16 protein-coding genes are annotated in these 18837 nt (G+C 62.5%); 8 read left to right on the top strand and 8 right to left on the bottom strand.

What is annotated here, in order from left to right; translation table 11 throughout:
- Positions 1-54: 54 nt before the first annotated feature.
- The 4 genes from CFAEC_RS13425 to CFAEC_RS13410 form a co-directional block, all read right to left on the bottom strand.
- The gene (locus tag CFAEC_RS13425; RefSeq protein WP_290277619.1) at positions 55-708 is read right to left on the bottom strand and encodes a sigma-70 family RNA polymerase sigma factor; all 654 of its coding nucleotides are present in this window, start codon (positions 706-708) and stop codon (positions 55-57) included.
- A 385-nt stretch (positions 709-1093) separates the two neighbouring features.
- Positions 1094-4210 (bottom strand): murein biosynthesis integral membrane protein MurJ, encoded by a 3117-nt coding sequence (locus CFAEC_RS13420; protein WP_290279944.1) that lies wholly within the window; start codon positions 4208-4210, stop codon positions 1094-1096.
- A gap of 544 nt (positions 4211-4754) precedes the next feature.
- Complete coding sequence (locus CFAEC_RS13415; protein WP_290277616.1) at positions 4755-7454, bottom strand: hypothetical protein; 2700 nt, start codon at positions 7452-7454, stop codon at positions 4755-4757.
- A gap of 110 nt (positions 7455-7564) precedes the next feature.
- On the bottom strand, positions 7565-8521 hold the full coding sequence (locus CFAEC_RS13410; protein WP_290277614.1) for an NUDIX hydrolase: 957 nt from the start codon (positions 8519-8521) through the stop codon (positions 7565-7567).
- Between the two features lie 122 nt (positions 8522-8643).
- On the opposite strand from CFAEC_RS13410, the gene CFAEC_RS13405 reads away from it, so the two are divergent.
- The 5 genes from CFAEC_RS13405 (at position 8644) to CFAEC_RS13385 (ending at position 12684) form a co-directional block, all read left to right on the top strand.
- Positions 8644-10113, top strand: coding sequence for a CCA tRNA nucleotidyltransferase (locus tag CFAEC_RS13405; protein ID WP_435384240.1), 1470 nt, complete (start codon positions 8644-8646; stop codon positions 10111-10113).
- Positions 10106-10711 (top strand): YqgE/AlgH family protein, encoded by a 606-nt coding sequence (locus CFAEC_RS13400; RefSeq protein WP_290277612.1) that lies wholly within the window; start codon positions 10106-10108, stop codon positions 10709-10711. The genes CFAEC_RS13405 and CFAEC_RS13400 overlap by 8 nt, the downstream gene beginning before the upstream one ends.
- A 32-nt stretch (positions 10712-10743) precedes the next feature.
- On the top strand, positions 10744-11466 hold the full coding sequence (locus CFAEC_RS13395; RefSeq protein ID WP_435384239.1) for an AzlC family ABC transporter permease: 723 nt from the start codon (positions 10744-10746) through the stop codon (positions 11464-11466).
- A complete protein-coding gene (locus tag CFAEC_RS13390; protein WP_290277608.1) occupies positions 11459-11806 on the top strand; it encodes a branched-chain amino acid transporter permease in 348 nt (115 codons plus the stop codon). Before CFAEC_RS13395 ends, CFAEC_RS13390 begins: the two co-directional genes overlap by 8 nt.
- Positions 11807-11970: 164 nt before the next feature.
- On the top strand, positions 11971-12684 hold the full coding sequence (locus CFAEC_RS13385; RefSeq protein ID WP_290277606.1) for a hypothetical protein: 714 nt from the start codon (positions 11971-11973) through the stop codon (positions 12682-12684).
- Positions 12685-12688: 4 nt separating this feature from the next.
- On the opposite strand, the gene CFAEC_RS13380 is transcribed toward CFAEC_RS13385, so the two are convergent.
- Positions 12689-13033, bottom strand: coding sequence for a hypothetical protein (locus CFAEC_RS13380; RefSeq protein ID WP_290277604.1), 345 nt, complete (start codon positions 13031-13033; stop codon positions 12689-12691).
- Between the two features lie 78 nt (positions 13034-13111).
- On the opposite strand from CFAEC_RS13380, the gene thiD reads away from it, so the two are divergent.
- A complete protein-coding gene (thiD, locus tag CFAEC_RS13375; protein ID WP_290277603.1) occupies positions 13112-13912 on the top strand; it encodes a bifunctional hydroxymethylpyrimidine kinase/phosphomethylpyrimidine kinase in 801 nt (266 codons plus the stop codon).
- A gap of 236 nt (positions 13913-14148) precedes the next feature.
- On the opposite strand, the gene CFAEC_RS13370 is transcribed toward thiD, so the two are convergent.
- The gene (locus CFAEC_RS13370) at positions 14149-14244 is read right to left on the bottom strand and encodes a hypothetical protein (RefSeq protein WP_290279942.1); all 96 of its coding nucleotides are present in this window, start codon (positions 14242-14244) and stop codon (positions 14149-14151) included.
- A 584-nt stretch (positions 14245-14828) separates the two neighbouring features.
- On the opposite strand from CFAEC_RS13370, the gene CFAEC_RS13365 reads away from it, so the two are divergent.
- Complete coding sequence (locus CFAEC_RS13365) at positions 14829-16355, top strand: peptide MFS transporter (RefSeq protein ID WP_290277602.1); 1527 nt, start codon at positions 14829-14831, stop codon at positions 16353-16355.
- 100 nt (positions 16356-16455) lie between these two features.
- Here the strand turns inward: CFAEC_RS13365 and CFAEC_RS13360 are convergent, their stop codons facing one another.
- Positions 16456-17694: an MFS transporter gene (locus tag CFAEC_RS13360; RefSeq protein ID WP_290277599.1), complete on the bottom strand. Its 1239-nt coding sequence runs from the start codon at positions 17692-17694 to the stop codon at positions 16456-16458.
- A 39-nt stretch (positions 17695-17733) separates the two neighbouring features.
- Here CFAEC_RS13360 and CFAEC_RS13355 point away from each other — a divergent pair, with 39 nt between their 5' ends.
- The gene (locus tag CFAEC_RS13355) at positions 17734-17925 is read left to right on the top strand and encodes a hypothetical protein (protein ID WP_290277597.1); all 192 of its coding nucleotides are present in this window, start codon (positions 17734-17736) and stop codon (positions 17923-17925) included.
- Between the two features lie 13 nt (positions 17926-17938).
- Here the strand turns inward: CFAEC_RS13355 and CFAEC_RS13350 are convergent, their stop codons facing one another.
- Complete coding sequence (locus CFAEC_RS13350) at positions 17939-18787, bottom strand: SDR family oxidoreductase (RefSeq protein ID WP_290277595.1); 849 nt, start codon at positions 18785-18787, stop codon at positions 17939-17941.
- Between the last annotated feature and the right edge of the window lie 50 nt (positions 18788-18837).

The raw sequence follows: 18837 nt of genomic DNA, 5'->3' as shown, positions 1-18837 counted from the left end.
TTTAGCCTCAACATCACAGGCGGGTGCGTGTGTTCACTACTTCACAACATCGCATCAGGCAGTGGTGATTCCCTTCGCGTGCACGGGATCCCCGCCGGCATCACGCTCGGTATCGCCGGGGAAGAAATCCTCCTGCAACAGTCCCCGAAGTTGGTTCTTGGCCCGTGCCCGGCGCGATTTGATGGTGCCGGGTTTCACTCCCTCGAATCTGGCCACATCCTCGATGCCGTATCCGCCGAGATCCACCAGGAGGAGGGCGTTTCTCTGATCCACGTGGAGGGTGTCCATGGCTTGGCGGATGGTCAGGGCCACGTCGAGGTATCCGAGGGGATCAACTGTCAGGCGGGGATCCTCGGCTGGTGTGGTGTCGGTGTCGTCGAGGATGGCCAGTTCCCTGCGGGTGCGGTGTTTGGCCCAGTCGAAACCGCTGTTGAGAACAAGTCGGTGAAGCCAGGTGGACAGTGCTGCTTCCGCGCGGTAGAGGTGCATGTTGCGGCTGGCTTTGAGCAGTGCCTCCTGGAGGATGTCATGGGCGTCGTCTTCGTTCTTTCCGTATTTTCGGGCGGCCCATTTGAGGTGCTTTTCGTGGCGGGAGACGATCGTGGTGAAAGCGCGGTGGTCTCCCCCGACGAAGGTGGCCACCAGTTCGGCGTCGGTGGGTTCCTCCCCACACTCAACTGGCTGCTTGACTCCCGGCATCACTGTCATCCTGGTTCCCCCCTCGTCCCAGCGCTTCCCCGTCCAAAGCTGTTGCGCGCCCCGCCAGTATGGGTGGCCCATGGTGGCCTGAAGTGCAGAATGCACACTTCAGTTGGTGGGCGCTTCAGGTGTGCTGCCGGGTGTGAAAGTCCAGCGTGTGGGCCCATGTCGTGGGTCTGAGAGTGGGCTGAGGAGGTATCTGCCACCCACCCTTGGCTGACGCACTGCATCACACCTTTGTAATTCAGCAAGCTCACAGCTGCTGTTCAAGGTTGGTGGGTGTGCGCCCTGTTCATATGATTTTCCACCCGATTCAGGGACGGGATAAAAAATCGCGGGGTGCCCTGGGTGCTGTTAAAGCTCCCGGAGACACCCCGCGATCATGATGGTCGGTTTACCAGCCGGCCATCTCCACTTCGGCGATCTGCATGGTCGCCTCGTCATCGTCTGAGTCAGAGTCAGAATCAGATGCCGTGGAGTTCACCTCATCCACCCAGATCACCACGGAACGGATATCAGCCGGCAGGTTATCTGGCTGGGCCACGCGGTGGGCGAGGCTGCGGGAGGAAAAGACAAGCTCACCGACCTCGATGCCCTGGGACAGTGCTGTGGGTTCTGCGGCTGTGAAGGCGAAGAGCTTCACGGTGGAGGTGACGCTGGCATCAGCGCCGGCACCCGGGGTCAGGACCACGTGTGCGAGCTGGGTCGGGTCTTCCAGTGTCACCAGGATGCCGGTGGAGCCGGTGGAGGTCCAGGCGGTGTCCGTGTCATCGTCTGTGACCACATCCACCTCATCACCCATGCCCTCATCCCACACATGTGCGGAAGTGAGGTTGAGGTACAGCGGTGGTCCCACCGGTTCCTGCTCAGCTGGTGCGGACACGGTGGTGGAATCGGCGGATCCGAGTGGGGATTCCTCATTGTCGCCACTGACAAAACTGGTGAGGAAGGCGGTCACCACAGCCACCATGGAGACCAGCAGGAACACCACGATGGCGATGGTGGCCATCATCTTCAGGGAATACTCCGGTGCACCGAAACCGGACTGCCTCTCGGGGCGTGGGGTGCGTTCCTTGTCCACCTGGAGCTGGACCGGTTCCTCGTCCTCCTTGTACAGGCCACAATCGCGCAGTGCGTCCGCCAGTGCATGGAGGGATTCCGTGTCTTCGGCGTTGATGGCGCGGGCCTCGGAACACAGGACCGCAACATCGGCGGGTGCGGAAGAGGCGTCGATAAGCATGGTCAACGCTGCGGCCACGGAGGCGGTGTCGCGCTCGCGGGTGGATTCCGGCAGCACCACCGGGAAGGCCAGCACGGCGTGGCCGTCGGTGTTGATGCGGATGCGGGACTTGTTGTCCAGGCCGAGGGAGACGCCGGCCTGGTGGGCATCGGCCATGGCGTCGGTGAGGTTGGCCAGGGCGTAGGAGGCTGCGCGTGGATCCGCGCCCTCCTCGGAAACCTTGGCCAGGGAGCTGCCCGGCACCCAGTCCGCAACGATCAGGCAACCATTGCGGTAGGCCTGGGTGCGGATATTGGGCGCGATCGCGGGGCTGTCCAGCGCGGCCAGTTTCTTGGTGCGGCGCTGCACCTCATAGGCCACACCGGCGGCGGCCGCGGGGGTCAGCGGTGCATAGGGGGCATTGCCGGAGGTGTCCACGAAGACCAGGGCCACTTCCCTGCCGGTGGCCATGTCGCGGGCCTGCCAGAAGCGTGCACCCGGCACACCACCGTGATCTGCCAGCAGGCGGAACTCGCCATCGGAGACCGGTGCACCCGGCACCAGGCGGGGGCCGCGGACAATGCCGGCGGACATCGGTGGTGGCACCGGTGTGGAGGAGAACTCATTGGCCACGATGATCTGGCTGGACAGTTCACGCTCGGAGGCCTCACCCACGTCCAGGGACAGATCCTCATCCGGGCGGATGAAGCGACCCACGCCGGGGATACGTGCCAGTGCCTTGCCCAGGTTCTGCACCTCGGGCAGGCGGGAGCGGGACAGGACCAGACCGGTGACAATGAGGAACACCACGCCGATCACACCCAGGTAGATCAGGAACCCGACGGATCCCAGGGTGCCGAACAGCCAGTCCCCGATCACCGCCTGGATACCCAGGCCCAGCAACCAGGCCACACCGGCGCCGACCACCGCGGAGCCCAGGGCCCACAGGGAGGTGATGGCCAGGGAACGCATACCCAGCAGACCGAGTTTGCGGCGCAGCAGATACGCACCGATCACCGCGCCGGCCACGAAACCGAAACCGTTGGCGGCACCGAGCAGGACCACCACACGCTCAGGGGAGGTGGACACTAGCGGGGCCACCAGGGACAGCACGATCTTGGTGGCGGTGATGCCGGCGATGATGAAGGTGGGTGTCCAGGCCTCTTCACGTGCGTAGAACACACGCAGGTGCAGCAGCACCAGTGCATAGGGGATCAGGGTGAAGGCGGAGAAACTCAACGTCCAACCGAGGATGTTGGCTGAGCCCGCATCAAACTCGCCCCACTGGAACAGGGCGTTGGCGATCGGCACACCGAAGGCCGTGAAGAACACCACGATGGGGATCAGCGCGATGAAGGTCAGCTTGGAACCCAGACCCAGATCGGCCACCACCGCGCGGTCATCACCTTCCGCCGCATTACGCGACAACCGCGGCATGATCGCGGTCAGGAGGGTGACACCGATGATGCCATAGGGCACCTGAAGCAGCAGCCAGTGCTGCTGGTAGATAAACGGTGCCGCAGCATCCGCCAGGGAGGCGATGCGGGTGGTGATGACATAACCCAGCTGGGAGATGGCCACGTACACGACGATGGCCATGGCCATGCCACCGAACTGCTTGAGGCGGTCATCCAGTCCCCACAGTGGGCGCATATCCACACCCGCGCGGCGCAGGAACGGCACCATGATCAGTGTCTGCACCACCACACCCAGGGTGGTGCCGATCCCGAGGAACAGGATCTGCGGATCAAAAAGACCCACCTGCGCATCCACATCCAGGCGCCACGGCATCACCATGTAGGTGCCCAGGACCAGCAGGGTGATCACATTGTTCACCACCGGCGCCCAGGCACCGGGTTTGAAGATCTCCCTGGTGTTCAATACCGCCAGGAACAAGGCGAACAGTCCATAGAAGAAGATCTGTGGCAGCAACCAGTAGGCGAACGCCGTGGACATGCTCACGTTCACCTGGCCGTCGGTGTCCAGCATCATCCGCGTCAGCAGCGGTGCACCCACCACGGACAGCACGGTGACCACAGCCAGCAGCGACAGCGCCAGTGTCAGCAGCCGTCGGAAGAACCCGGAGCCGCGGTCCGCGTCCTCTTTCTCCGCGCGGGTGAGCACCGGCACCACCAGGGAAGTGAGGACCGCACCGAGGACGATCTCGGTGATGAGGTTGGGCAGGGTGTTGGCGGTGTTGAACGCCGACGCGATCGCCGGGGACAACGCCGCACCGATCATCACCGTGCGCAGGAATCCGGTGATGCGGCTCAACAGGGTGGCAATAGCCATGGACCCGGTGGACCGCACCACGTCGGCATCGGAGGTTTCCTTCCGCTCGACCACGGCGGTGGCGGTGCTGCCGGTGCCGGAGCCCGTGCCGCCTGAACCGCCAGGGCCTGAACCGGTGCCGCCCGCCGCGGTCGACGTCGCAGTGGTTGACTTCACAGCGACAGCTGACGCGACAGCCCCGGCCGACTCCACCGCGGGGGCCGCTTCATGCGCGGTGGCCACGGTCTCCGGTGCGGCCTCAGCCGGCGGGGAGACAACACCACTGGAGGCAGCAGCGACGCTGACGGCATGACCCACGGGGGTCGCACCGGAGGGGGCGCTCTTCAGACCGGACCGGTCCTCCCCGGAGGTGCTGGGATTGCGGGGTGGTTGTTTCTTACGATGCTCCGGCACGGGTGCCGGAGGAGTCGGAGTGACGATGCGGGACCGTTGTCCCGTCCGTTGCCCCGGGTTTTTCGGAGTGGAACTCACTGGTGACCATTCTGTTCGTGCACCCGCCTATGGAAGGGCGGGCACGTCGATGTGGACTGATTGAACGGATACGTTAGTTGTTTCCGGGTGGTTTGGGCGATCCGGAGCCATCGTCAGCGCGCCCGTGGCCGCGCGGAACATAACGCGATGCTTTACGACGCCCCTCCCCCACGTTCCCCGGCGCCATCGGCCGCGCCACGGTTCTTGTGGCTGACGGTGGTGCAGAACGGGGTGCGGAATGTGGTGCTGTCCGGGCATTGTCGCCCGCGGACCCCTTCTTCCGTCTGATCCGGAACACCCGGAACACCAGCAGCGCACCGAGCACCAGGATGCCGAGAGCGACGATGCCCACCGTGCCCACCAGATTGGGTCGTGGCTGCACGGAGATCTCCACGGGATCACTGATGGTGGCACCATCCGCAGAGGCCAGCCAGACGGTGAGGTCGGTGCGCTGGTTGTCATCCGGGAGGTCGGCCGTCATCTGGAGGGTGATGGAACCGCGCGCCGGGATGCGCACGATGCCCGGGGTGTTCACCTGGGCATCACCCGGCGCGGAGTACAGGATCTGGGTTGCTGATGGCAGTGGCAGTCCGTTCTGGGCCACGATGATCAGCGGGGAGGAACTGGAGGTGCGGGTGTACACATTGCCCGGTGGCAGCAATGCCACGGAGCTGCGCAGTTTCTGCAGGGCGTCGCGGTTTTGATTGAGCAGCTGTTCGGCATCGCGGGTGGCAGTGGTGTGTCCGGTGTAGGAGCGGCGACCGCTGGTGGTCAGGGCGCGCAGCAGATCCTGGCGCAGGGGTGCGCTGAAACCATAACGGGTGAGCACGATGCCCTCGTCGTTGTACATGATGCCGGTGAGATCATCGATATATGTGGCCTGCTGGGTGGCGCGGAGGATCTCGGTGTCGGTGATGGCGGACGCGTCATCGAAGGGCGCGCCGAAGGAGGTCTCCCCCGGCATCCCGTTGACCTGGGTGGCGGTGGCCAGATCCTCGCGCTGTTGAGCATTGGCCGTGAGATATCCGCTGAGGGTGAAGGGTTCAGCCGCACCGGTGTCGAAGAGGTCGGCGGTGGTGTCCAGGAGCATCTCGGCATCCTCTGCCGCCATGGTGGTGGGGGGCATGATGAGCACCGGGGTGTCCGCGTCACCGTTGTCCACGGTCAGGCGGATCGCGCCTTGTCCGGTCATGGTGCGGGCGGCCTGGGAATCCAGGGTGAAATCGAAGCGGGAATCCGGGTTGGAATATCCGGCGGTCTCCGGGGAGGGGCCGAGGGTGGCCAGGGTGGCGGCCAGGGAGCCTTGATAACTCACCGCGGTGATGCCGGGGGCCAGCTGGTGGAACCGGTCCGCGGAGGGTGTCGCCCATACGGTGTTGTCAGCCACCAGGACCTGAACCGGTTCCCGGGGCGGGGCTGCCGTTGCGCCTGCCCGGGTGGAGGCCGGGGCATCCAGGGCGGTCTGATCAGCCCGTCCACTGGAGGGCACAGGTGTCACGGAATCCACCTCCCAGGCCTGCTCGAGGGTGAGTTCCTGGCTCGTGGTGTCCGCCCATCCGAGGTTGGCGGCGGTCGCCGGTGAGACATAACCACTGCCCGGGATCACCACATTGTCCACCGGGGGCACACCGAGGATGTCCTCCAGGACGGTGCTTCCCCGCTGCAGGGCCTCGCGCAGCAACCATTGGTTGCCGGTGGCGGTCACGGCATCCAGATCAGTGTTGGACCAGGGCAGGGCCACGGTGCAGGTGGTGGCGGCAGCTTCACGGAGTTTCTCCAGGAATGCGGACGCATCGGTGGTCCCGGTGCCCGGGGTGGTGTTGGTGGGTTCATTGGAGGTGGTCCACAACTCCCGCAGGCGCTGATTCTGCCGGGCGGTACTCCCCCGCTCCTCGGCGATGGTGTAACCACCCGCCATGCGGTCAATCACGTTGAGCAGTTCCGGATCAATGGCCAGACATGAGGCCCGCTGGACATCCGGGGAGGAGGAGAGGAAGGCGTCGATAAGCATGCTCAGCCGGCCACCGGCCGCAAGCTCACCGGCAAGCGCATCTGAACCCATCAGCAGCGGGGGCGCCTCAGGTGCCTCGCCGGTCTCCCCACCGAGCACGTCGGTGGTTGCGGTGAAGGGGTACAACACGGTGGTCGGGGTGCCCCCCGGTTCCTCCGCGCCGGGGACGGGCTCGCCGCTCACCGGCAGCAGGAAACGCTGCGAATCCAGGTGGGTAGCCGTGCCGTCGAGTTGACCGGACAGCGCGATGCGCACCGGGTAGGTGCCGGGCTGGGTGATGGCCAGGGTGATGGACTCATCGGCATCGGTGGGGATACGCAGCGTGGTCTCGGTGGACTCCCCCGGGGAAACGGTCCCATCGAGCACCATCTGCGTGGCGTAATAGGGATAATTGTTCAAGCCATCGGCGGCCAGCGCCATGCGGGCAGTGACATTGCTGGTGGCGGCACCCTGGCGCTGCACCAACAGGGTCACCTGATCCAGAACATCATCGGTGTTATTGGACACCTTGACCTGCACCACCAGTTTCTCACCCAGGGTGAGCGCGCCGGTGAAATTGAAACCGGTGACCTCAATGTCCACATCGTGGTTCTGGTCATCGGTGCGGGCGAAGGGGTCAACCCAGGTATCAGCCACCACCGGATCATCGGGAGCAAGGGGAAGCGGCAGGGCGTGGGCGGTGCCTGGGCCGGGAATTATGCCGGGCGCGCCACCGAAGGCGCCACTGACGCCCACCAACGTGGCCGTGGTCACAGCAGCCACGAGCCGACGTATGACGGGGAGCCTGCCCGCGGGGTGCGTTCCAGGTGGGTGCATTCCCGGTGGGTTGACCGGGATCATCGCTGGATGCATGTCCGCCGTCACTTTCCCTGTCACCGGGGCGTTGCCCTTCCCTCCGCCTTCTCCCGGCGGGCGAATTCAGGCAACATGTCATGCGCCTGACGGGCGAGCTTGCGCTCATCGGCAAACGCCAGATGTTCAATCAGCTGGTTCGCGGGGATCCAGGACACCTCGGTGACCTCCGGATCCTCATCATTGAGATCGCCATCAACATAACGCAGAAGATGATGATGCACCGTCTTATGGATGCGTCTGCCCTCGGACACGAACCAATAATCGATCACACCCAGCTCGGTGAAGACCTCACCGTGGATGCCGGTCTCCTCCCACACCTCACGCTCAGCGGTCGCGGCCTTATCCTCACCGGGTTCCACATGGCCCTTCGGCATCGACCACAACAACCGCCCGCGACGATCCAGCCGCCCGATCAGCGCCACATAGATCTTCGACAGATCCACCTGGTTATCCGCGCCCACCGATTCCGCGAGCCCGGACACCACCAACCCACCGGCGGAAGTCTCATTGGAGGTCTCCATCCGGGACAGCTGCCCCGCCTGGTGCACCCGCTGGTTGCCGCGGTGCGGGCGTCGTCGCTGGTTCGATGCTTTACGACGCCCCCCTGACCTGCCCTCCCCCCTGGTCCCGGGGGTTGCGGTGGTCTGCTGGCTGGTGCCGGTGCCGGCGGTGCCTGAGTTGCTGCTTGAGTTGCTGCTTGAGTTGCTGCCGCTGGTGTTTCCACCGCCGCCAGTGCGGCCACGGCGACGTGACCGCTTGCGACGGTTCGGGTTGGCTGTGGCACCCTTGGCGCCCTCGGTGCCAGTGGCATTATCGGAGGGGGCACGGGACTTGCCGGTGTTCTCCCCGCCCGCCTGCTGCTGATCCTGCGTGCTGCGTGGATTCTGGTTCTGACCTGAAGGGCGACGAGAACGGCGGCGGCGCCTACGTTTAGGCGCCCCGCTGGTAGTCCCCTCTGGCTTCACGTCACTCATTTGTGTAATCGTATCGTGATCACCCGGCAATCGGTATTAATGAACCACCCGATCCCCGGCGAGGGACAGTATTGTGTTCCGCATTATGTTCCGCGGCAGGGTCACTGGGTAGACTCAGATCCGTGAATTCCCAGGATGCTCAGAACCGAGAGACGGACCCCCAGGTGGACCGTCTCGCACTCATGGCGCGCGCCCACCAGGCAATCGGGGACCTCTCCACCATCCTCACACCACTGGCCGCAGCCTTCAGCGCACAGGGTCATTCCCTGTATCTGGTGGGTGGTTCGGTCCGGGATGCCTTCTTAGGCGACCTGGGTCATGACCTCGATTTCACCACCTCCGCCCGTCCCGAACAGACCCGCGCCATTCTGGATGATTACGCCGATGTGGTGTGGGATACCGGCATCGCGTTCGGCACCCTGTCCGCCGAGAAACACGGCAAACAGATTGAAATCACCACATTCCGCTCCGATATCTATGACGGAAATTCGCGCAACCCCGAGGTCACCTTCGGTGACACCCTCGACGGCGACCTCATCCGCCGGGACTTCAAAGTCAACGCCATGGCCGTGGAGATCAACGGTGAAGGGGAACTGACCTTCCACGACCCCGTCGGTGGCCTGCAGGATCTGCTCCATAAGCAGCTGGACACCCCGGCCACCCCGGAACAGTCCTTCAACGATGATCCGCTGCGCATGCTCCGCGCCGCCCGCTTCGTCTCCCAACTGGGTTTCACCGTGGCCGATCGCGTGGTGGTGGCCATGACGGAGATGGCCAGCCAGATCAGCCGCATCACCGCCGAACGCGTACAGGTGGAATTAGACAAGATGATCCTGGGCAAACGCCCCGAGGATGGCATTGACCTCATGGTGGACACCGGCATCGCCGAGGTGATCTACCCCGAGCTCCCCGCGATGCAAATGACCCAGGATGAGCACATGCAGCACAAGGATGTGTACCAACACTCCCTCCAGGTGATGCGTCAGGCCATCGATCAGGAGGAATCCCCCGACCTGGTTCTGCGCTGGGCGGCGCTGCTGCATGACTGCGGCAAGCCGGATACCCGCGCCTTCAGCGAGGATGGCCGCGTCAGCTTCCACCAGCATGAGGTGGTCGGTGCCAAACTGGTGCGCAGGCGCATGCGCAAACTCCGGTACTCCAAACAAATGGTGTCCGAGGTGGGCCAGCTGGTCTTCCTCCACATGCGTTTCCACGGCTTCGGTGAAGGCCAGTGGACAGACTCCGCCGTGCGACGCTACGTCGCCGATGCCGGTGACCTGCTCCCCCGCCTGCACAAACTTGTCCGCGCTGACTGCACCACCAGGAATAGAAGGAAGGCACAGCGCCTCCAGGCCACCTACGATCATCTGGAGGAGCGGATCGCCGATATCGCCGCCCGCGAAGATCTCGCACGGGTGCGCCCTGATTTGGACGGCAATGAGATCATGGAGATTCTGAACATTCCAGCGGGACCCGAGGTGGGTAAAGCCTGGGGCTTCCTCAAGGAACTGCGACTCGAGCGTGGACCGCTCGAGCGTGATGATGCCATCGCTGAGCTCAAGGCATGGTGGGAAGGAGAACAAGATGAGTGATTTTTATGCAGACCGACTCTTCAACGCCCTGGAGCGCAATGAGGTTGCCCCCGGGATGCTCCTGGTCGCCGCACCGGACCTGACCTCCGAGGAGTTCAACCGCAGTGTGGTGCTCGTCATCGAACATTCCCACACCACCACCTTCGGTGTGAACCTGGCCGCCCGCAGCGACCTCGCCGTGGCCAATGTCCTGCCCGAATGGACAGACCTCACCGCCAAGCCACAGGCACTCTACATCGGAGGTCCCCTGAGCCAGCAGGCAGTGGTGGGACTCGGCGTGACCAAACCCGGCGTGGACATCGGTGCCTCCAGTCCCTTCAACAAACTGGCCAACCGCCTGGTGCACGTGGATCTGCGAGTCCCACCCTCAGATGTCAAGGGCGATCTCGAAGGCATGCGGTTCTTCGCGGGGTACGCCGAATGGGCACCCGGACAGCTGAACCGCGAGATCGAACAGGGTGACTGGTTTGTCGCACCTGCGCTTCCATCCGATATCCTCGCGCCGGGACGCGTGGATGTCTGGGGTGATGTGATGCGTCGACAGCCGATGCCACTACCCCTCTACTCCACCTACCCTTCGGACCCGACGGACAATTAGAGGGCCCCATCACTTGGGGGCCGGAAAGCTCGATGCCTGTGAGTTCGGAAACGCTTCGGGAGATCCGCGGTGGGATCAGGGAGACCAGTGCGGTCGGTCTGGGACTGATCCCCCTGGGTCTGGCCTTCGGGCTGCTCATGGTCCAGTCCGGTTATGCCTGGTGGTGGACACCGATCTTCTCGGTGGTGATCTACGCAGGTTCCATGGAATATCTAGCCATCGGATTGATCTCCGCCGGTGTGGGGCCTTTTTCTGCCCTGCTCACCGGTTTCATGGTGAACTTCCGCCATATCTTCTACGGCCTGACCTTTCCCCGCAACAGCATCACCTCGAAGCCCGGCCGCGCATATTCCACCTATGCGCTCACCGATGAGGCCTATGCCATCGCCTCCGCCAGGCCACCCGGAGCGATCAGTGGCACCCGCACACTGACCATCCAGATCGTGTGCCAGTCGCTGTGGGTGATCCCCGGCATCATCGGGGCGGTGGCAGGCCAGGCCCTTCCAGAGGGTGTGCGTGGCATGGAGTTCGCCCTCACCGCATTATTTGTGGTGTTGTCCTGGGAGGCGTTCCGCAACAACAAGGATTGGTCCCTCCCGCTGACAGCCGTGGTGCTGGCACTGATATCCGGTCTGGTGGCGCCCGGGCAGATGCTCGTGATCGCCCTGACCGTCTACTTTGTCATCCTGTTGTTCCGGTTCCGTTTCGAAGGGTTGGACCGCAGGATGGAACTGAGGACACCCGAGAATGGGTGATTACGGACTCCCCATCGGGGTCAGCCCGGGGCAGGTGGCGGCGGTGTTGATTCCCGTCGCCATCATCACCGTGCTGCTCCGCCTCTTCCCGTTTGCGGCCATGCGCGGGGTGAAGAACAACCAGCTCATGGCGGTGCTGGGCCGAACCATGCCGGTGGGCGTGATGGTGGTGCTGGTCATCTACACCCTGTTCTCCCAGACGGGTGAACCCGGCGGTATCGCAGCCTCGCTGATCGCGGTGTCCGTCACCGCCCTGTTGCACTGGTGGCGTCGGTCCGCAGGTCTGTCCATCGTGGGGGGAACCGTGGCCTACATGATGTTGGTGAACCTGGTGTTCTAGCCTTCTGGTGGGGGTGGCTGATGTATCAACTTTCGCCATCTGACCCGGGAGGGACTGACAGATGTAGCGATACTACGATACGATGAGGAAAATTTTTAGCCGAGGGGTGCCGTGACTGGTGCCCCCTGTCTTTTTTTCAACCGTCTTTAAGGACCGTTTCCTTGATGAGTATCCGCCGTTCCCTCCTTGCCGCCCTCGCTACCGTCGCCACCTCAGGACTTCTCCTGGGTGCGATCACCGCCCCCGCGGCCCAGGCCTATGACCTGGAGATCATGGAGGGAATCTGTGCCATCAGCTTCGATAAGGAAGACAAGGAAAAGCTCAAGGTGCAGGAGGGACTGGAAATTGCCCTCCTTGATTCCTATTGGGCTCTGCATAGGGACATCCCGTTGAGTGATGTCCACGATATCGCGGCCATCACCAACCATGTCTTCAATAACTGGGGGAAACGCGATTTCACCTCCGTCAGGGATTTCCGGGGCACCCAGGTCAACGGTGCCGCCCAGCGAGTGAATAACGCCGCGAAACGAGCGGGGTTTAGAAACAATGAGATCTTCGACATCGTGAGGTTCCAGTACTCCATGTCCCTGACTGTGGCGACCGAGGCGGCCACGATGAGGGGCAGCCATTTCCGTCCTGATGGGGAGCCACTGCTGATCACCACCAGTCGCGCCACCCACATGGTGGAGGAACTCCAACTGATCAACCTGGTCCCCCGCGGTCAGTTCAGCACCAAGGCCCAGAGGAACATCGATCTGTTGGCCAGCGATGGCTATGAGGTGCTGGAGAAGGCCTATGAACCGATCATCCGCTGCGCCGGTGGGACCGGTGGGCCCGGTGTTGGTGGCGGCGCGACAGGGTCCTCCCTCAGCAGCTAGATGATCAGGCCACCTGAGGGAACTTGGTGATGGCCTCCACCCACAGTCCCTCGAACTCCTCGGCAGTGATGATTTTCGCCTTGATATCGGGGAAATCAGCGTAGGAATCCGGGTGTGGAACGGTCTCATTGGGTTCGGCGGCCAGACCCACCTGGTTGCCGCCGATCACACCGGCGCCGGTGACGGTCTCGCCGGCACCGGTGCCGGCGAGTTCAATGATGCGCACCATGGTGCAGAGGGCCGGGGACTCAGATGTTGCGCGGTCAAGCTCCCTCATCTCTGCGACGTGGATGGCTGAGGGGTTGCCGGGAATTTCGATTTCAGTACGCACATGGATAACTTTGCTCATGGGGCCTGAGTTTACGGGTGAGGAAATTAACGGGGGCAATTGTTCCCATATCGGGGAAAACCTCGTAAGTTTGTGTGGGTGGTCAATTACGCATTTGTTATTGCAGGTTCAGAGGCAACCGGCGGCGCCGGTATCCAGGTCGATCTGAAGACATTCCAGCAGCTGGATGTCTATGGGCTAGGTGCCATCACGTGCATCGTCGCCTTCGACCCGAAGAATGATTGGAACCACCGCTTCGTGCCGGTGGATCCTCAGGTCATTGCCAACCAGATCGAGGCAGCCACCGGCGCCCATGATCTGGATGTGGTGAAGATCGGCATGCTGGGCACCCCGGCAACCATCGACACCGTCGCGGGTGCCCTGGAGGAGAATAAGTTCCGGCACGTGGTGCTGGATCCCGTCCTGATCTGCAAGGGCCAGGAACCCGGTGCCGCGCTGGACACCGACACCGCCCTGCGCGCCAAGGTGCTGCCACAGGCCACCGTGATCACCCCTAATAACTTCGAGGCCGTCACCCTCTCCGGTGTGGAGAAGCTGGAAACCCTCGATGACCTGAAGGAAGCAGCCCGTCTCATCCATGAGCAGGGCCCGCAGTATGTCGTGGTCAAGGGTGGCATGGACTTCCCCGGCGAGGACGCCATCGATGTCCTTTTCGACGGCTCCAACTACCACGTGTTCTCCGAACCGAAGATCGGCGAGGACCGCGTCTCCGGTGCCGGTTGCACCTTCGCCGCCGTCATCACCGCCGAGCTGGCCAAGAACGCCACCGTGGTTGATGCCGTGGCCACCGCCAAGCGCGTGGTTACCCAGGCCGTACGTGACGCTGTTGCCTCCAACGCGCCGTTCACCTCCGTCTGGCTGAGCGCCGACAACAAGTAGGTTGTTTTATCCCCCTACCCCGCTGTCGCTGGTTTGCACCTGTGGCGGTGGGGTTTAGGTGTACGCGGGGTGGGTCATGCTTTGCGACGCGTGTGGGTGCCCCACACAGGTTGCAGTCAAGGGGTGTGCTGGGGTTTTGCTCACAGACGAACAAAGGGGGTGTTTTGAGCTGGTTTTGAAGGGTTTCGGGGCGTGTTCGTTCGTTTGTGAGCAACGAGGTTCGAGGAAACGTGGGACTAACCAGCGAGGTACGCGCCCGCGGAGGGCGAGAGGATCTGACCTGTGTAGTGGGAACCCGCGTCAGAGGTGAGGAAGACCAGGGTTTCGGCGATCTCTTCAGGTTCCGCGAGGTGCGTGAGTGGCTGGAGGGACAGTAGGGCCTGGAGGTGTCTACTCCGGCAGCGTGGAAGAGTGCGTGCAGCGTGCCGGAATATCTAGATATCTATCCAGTGATTGTGGGGAAGGTGTCGCCTGCGCAGGCTTCCCCAATGAAAAAACATCCCCAAGCGGGGTGGGGGAATGCGCATCTGCGGCTTGCCTGCGTCCTTCTGTGCCGCTATTAAGTGTGACTTATTTGAAACTCACTCTCCTTTTTGCCATGGATCACGTTCGGGGACCATGTGGCTGGGTGGTTTCGGGGTTGGGTGAAAATGGGTAGTTTTGACACTCCCGTCACCAATATCGGGCATTTATCCGCACCGACGTGGCAGCTTTGTGGGATTGTGGGGTGCAAAAAAGACATGTAGCCCTTCTTGTGTCATGAATATCGGGGGTGGTGGGCCGTCCCATGGTGTGGGATGGCTATGTTTCACGTGAAACATAGTTAATTTCAGGCCGCTGAGGCAGGTGGTGTTTCCGCAACATAACCAGTGGTCAGGATTGGATTCGGGCTGTGATCTGCGGAACGATGATCAGAATGAACACCGATCTCACAAATGACGGTGTGCCACCAGAACCTTCCCACTCCTCAACTGGAGTGGCAGTTGCTGAAGCTCACCGTGAAAAGAAATTCTTCGGCCAGCCATGGGGCCTGGCCAATCTCTTCGGCGTGGAAATGTGGGAGCGTTTCAGCTTCTACGGCATGCAGTCCATCCTCGCCTTCTATCTGTACTACTCCGTCACCAATGGCGGACTGGGTATGGAGCAAACCGCGGCCCTGTCCATCGTGGGCGCCTATGGCGGTTTCGTCTACATGACCTCATTGGTCGCATCATTCCTTGCGGACCGCGTCTTCGGGTCTGAACGGACCCTCTTCTACTCCGCCATCGTGGTCATGGTCGGCCACGTGGCACTGGCACTCATCCCTGGTTATGTGGGCCTCGCCATCGGCCTCGTCCTCATTGGTCTGGGCTCCGGTGGTGTGAAAACCGCTGCGCAGGTGGTACTGGGACAGCTCTACTCCCACACCGACACCCGCCGCGATGCCGGTTTCTCCATCTTCTACATGGGTGTGAACATCGGTGGCCTCTTCGGCCCACTGATCACCAACGCCATCTGGGGTTGGGGTGGCTTCCACTGGGGCTTCGGTATTGCCGCCGTGGGTATGGCTGCTGGCCTGATCCAGTACATCATCATGCGCAAGACCACCATCGGCGCCGCAGGACATGAGATCCCCAACCCACTGCCCAAGTCTGAGTACCCGAAGTGGATCGGTGGCGCCGTTGCTGTTGTGGCCGGCGTGGTCATCCTCATCGCCACGGGTCTGATCAAGCTGGAATGGCTGTCCAATATCACCGCCGCCATCGCCCTGATCGCCGCCGTGGGACTGCTGTTCCAGATGTACTCCTCCCCGCTGACCTCGGCTGCTGAGAAGTCCCGCCTGCTCGGTTTCATCCCCATGTTCATTGGTGGTGTGCTGTTCTTCGCCATCTTCCAGACCCAATTCACCGTGCTGGCCGTCTATTCCGATGCCCGTCTGGACCGCAACCTCCTCGGCCTGGAGTTGCCACCAGGGTTGATCAACTCCTTCAACCCGATCTTCATCATCATCTTCTCCGGCATCTTCGCCACCCTGTGGACCAAGTTGGGATCTAAGCAGTGGTCCACGGCCGTGAAATTCGGTGTGGCCAACATCGTCATCGGTTGCGCGCTGTTCTTCTTCCTCCCGTTTGCAGGAGGTGCCGCGAACTCCACCCCGATGGTGCTGATTATCTGGGTGTACTTCCTGTTCACCATCGCTGAGCTGCTGCTCTCCCCTGTTGGTAACTCCCTGGCCACCAAGGTTGCCCCGCAGGCCTTCCAGTCCCGCATGTTCGCGGTCTGGTTGATGGCGGTGTCCATGGGTACGTCACTTTCCGGCACGCTGGGTGGTTACTACGATCCCACCGATGCAGGTGCTGAGAAGACCTTCTTCATCACCGTCGGTGTGGTCACGATCATCATCGGTATCGTGATCATCGCCTCCAAGAATTGGGTGGCAAAGAAGTTTATCGACGTGCGCTAATTAAGGCGTGAGAATCAACGTCGTAAAGCATTAAAGGGCCGGGTTCCCAGGAACCCGGCCCTTTGGCCTTTGGTCCAGTTTTAAGGCATGGCCGGCTGGCTCAACTCCCGCTTATGGAAACGCCCAAGCGTTTCTCGGAGAAGAGCATGATCAAAGCGATGCCGAGGATGCCAGCTGAGGCCGTGAGCCACCAGGAGGTGTGCCAGCCTTGTGCCTGGGCGGCCAACCATGCCAACAGAATGGGGCCGAGGAAATTACCGGAGTTCTGCATCTGGTGCATGAGGCCGACCACGGCGGGCGTTGAACCCCCGGTCGGGGCCAGATCCACGGCGACTCGGAACATGGAGGTGGGGATCAGGGCGCCGATCATGGAGAACATACAGACCAGGATGAACTGCGCAATGAATGTCCCAGGGATTGTCGACCAGTCCACGGCATAGACACCGAAGGACGTGATGCCCATGACCAGGAAAGCAGTGATCACCAGCGGTCGAACTGAAAATCCGCGCTGAAGCAGGAATCCGGCCAGCACCGCGCCGACCGCGTTGACCCCACCGGCGACCGCGGACAACGCCCCGCCCAGCACGGTTCCGATCCCGTATTCCTGATAGACGGTGGGCAGGAATCCGATCACGGCTGTCCACTGGAGGGTGTAGCAGGCGAAGACCGCACCGGCGACCCACGGCTTCCAGCTGCGCATGGTTACCCACACGCGGTGGAAAGCTGCTCCCACCCCACCTTCTCGCTGGGGATCCCGGACCGTGTATTTCAACAACAGTGGAATCCCCACGGCAGTGATCGCAGCCATCATCCAGTACCAGATGCGCCAATCAGTGACCTGAAGAAGCAGTGAGCTGCCCAGCACAGCAATGAAGGTGGCCATCCCCTGGAACCCGGCCCACGCGCCCAGCGCGATGGTCAACCGGCTGGTCGGGGTCTCTCGACGGATCAATGCCGGAGCCACCACGGTTACCGCGAGATACCCGATGCCTTCCAGAGCGCGGGCGGCCATCATCACCTCCGAGGTGCTGGCCAGGGCACTGATCACTGTGCCCACCACCAGCAGGCCCAAGCCGAGCGCCATGGTTCGGCGCAGCCCCACGCGCTCACTGATGATGGATGCCGGGATTCCGCCGAGCATTCCCGCCAGCTGCACCAACCCCAGCAACAGTCCGGCCTGCACCAAACTGATGGTGAGATCGGCCTGGACCTCCGAGAGTGCGCTGGGCAGTTTCCAGATGTGCATCGCTGCAATCACACCGCAGACCACCACGACGATCCACGTTGCGTTCCCGGTGTTCTGACGGGTGGGGAGAGCCGACTGCGAGACAGCGGTCATGGACGTGAAGCTCCTCATCTAGGACGTTGCTATAGACACGTGACCCTAGCCCAGCTCCACGGTGTGAACAGGCGTATTCCAAGTTTGATGCCTGACGGGTGCACCATCGGTGCTTCCGCCACGGCTGAACCGGAACGCATGGGTGCGTCGAGCGTGCCGCCGCTGCGGTGCGCGGCGATGTGCGGCGGTGTGCTTATCGACGCAACCCCTTTATCCCCACCGTCCCTCTGATGAGGGGCTTTCGCTATTGAGTGATCATGGAACGGTAACCCGCCTCGAAGGTGGGATAGCGCAGGGAGCCGAGTGTCTCAAGGAGTAATCCACCACCAAGGACGGTGCCGCCGGCCTCCTCAGGTTGGAGCGCCGGAGGTGGGCGTAACCCGAGTTGATCAGCGATGAACGTGACCACCTCTCCCATGGTTGCAGGCTGTTGATCCACGGCGTGGACAAGTCGGGGTGGAGCATCCAGCGTGAGCATGACTTCCAGGGCGCGGGCCAGATCCACCTCGTGGATGCGGTTGGTTCGCTGCGCGTAGTGGACCGGGGTCTGGTTCACCACCTTCCGGATCATCATCTCGCGGCCCGGCCCATAGATCCCCGCGGGGCGCACGATGTGTGCGTTGAACAGGTATGTGGCTGCCTGTTCCGCTTCCAGCAGGGTCTCGCCCCTGGGTGTTATTGGTGCTGGGGCGTCTTTCTCGGTGAGCACCTGCTCCCCTGGTTTGCCTTCAAACACTCTGGTGGAGGACACGAACACCACCCGTTCAGGGATGTTGGGCAGGGCGTGGGCAAGGTGATTAAGCGCATCCAGGTACCCGTTTGGATGGTCCGGGGGCTGATTCATCCCAGGGGTGAGGGTGATGACCATCGCATCCACCTCGGGTAGTTGCTGCTCCACCGGTTCAAGAAGATCCACCGACAATGTTGTGAAAGAGGCGGGAAGTTCATCGGTGGTGCGACGAAGTGCCACCACCTCCCCACCACTGGCCACGAGGTTCTCCCCCAGGCGCGTGGCGGTGCGCCCGCAACCGACAAGGAGAGTGCGTGCGGGTTGGGCGTGGGCAGCGTCGGACCTGCCCTCTTGGGAAGTCATATGGGTGATCTACTCCTTCGTCTGGGGAGGCGTTTCATCCGGTTCTAGGC

The organism is Corynebacterium faecale (genome assembly GCF_030408735.1).
Taxonomy (GTDB): domain Bacteria; phylum Actinomycetota; class Actinomycetes; order Mycobacteriales; family Mycobacteriaceae; genus Corynebacterium; species Corynebacterium faecale.
Note: the sequence above shows the minus strand (reverse complement) of the source record. Positions and strands in the feature narration are given on the sequence as shown.

Bases quoted from the DNA above. Each gene is read 5' to 3' on its own strand.
- CFAEC_RS13425 (WP_290277619.1), bottom strand. From the start codon at position 708: ATGACAGTGATGCCGGGAGTCAAGCAGCCAGTTGAGTGTGGGGAGGAA.
- CFAEC_RS13420 (WP_290279944.1), bottom strand. From the start codon at position 4,210: ATGGCTATTGCCACCCTGTTGAGCCGCATCACCGGATTCCTGCGCACG.
- CFAEC_RS13410 (WP_290277614.1), bottom strand. From the start codon at position 8,521: ATGAGTGACGTGAAGCCAGAGGGGACTACCAGCGGGGCGCCTAAACGT.
- CFAEC_RS13400 (WP_290277612.1), top strand. From the start codon at position 10,106: ATGAGTGATTTTTATGCAGACCGACTCTTCAACGCCCTGGAGCGCAAT.
- CFAEC_RS13395 (WP_435384239.1), top strand. From the start codon at position 10,744: ATGCCTGTGAGTTCGGAAACGCTTCGGGAGATCCGCGGTGGGATCAGG.
- CFAEC_RS13390 (WP_290277608.1), top strand. From the start codon at position 11,459: ATGGGTGATTACGGACTCCCCATCGGGGTCAGCCCGGGGCAGGTGGCG.
- CFAEC_RS13385 (WP_290277606.1), top strand. From the start codon at position 11,971: ATGAGTATCCGCCGTTCCCTCCTTGCCGCCCTCGCTACCGTCGCCACC.
- CFAEC_RS13380 (WP_290277604.1), bottom strand. From the start codon at position 13,033: ATGAGCAAAGTTATCCATGTGCGTACTGAAATCGAAATTCCCGGCAAC.
- CFAEC_RS13365 (WP_290277602.1), top strand. From the start codon at position 14,829: ATGAACACCGATCTCACAAATGACGGTGTGCCACCAGAACCTTCCCAC.
- CFAEC_RS13360 (WP_290277599.1), bottom strand. From the start codon at position 17,694: ATGACCGCTGTCTCGCAGTCGGCTCTCCCCACCCGTCAGAACACCGGG.
- CFAEC_RS13350 (WP_290277595.1), bottom strand. From the start codon at position 18,787: ATGACTTCCCAAGAGGGCAGGTCCGACGCTGCCCACGCCCAACCCGCA.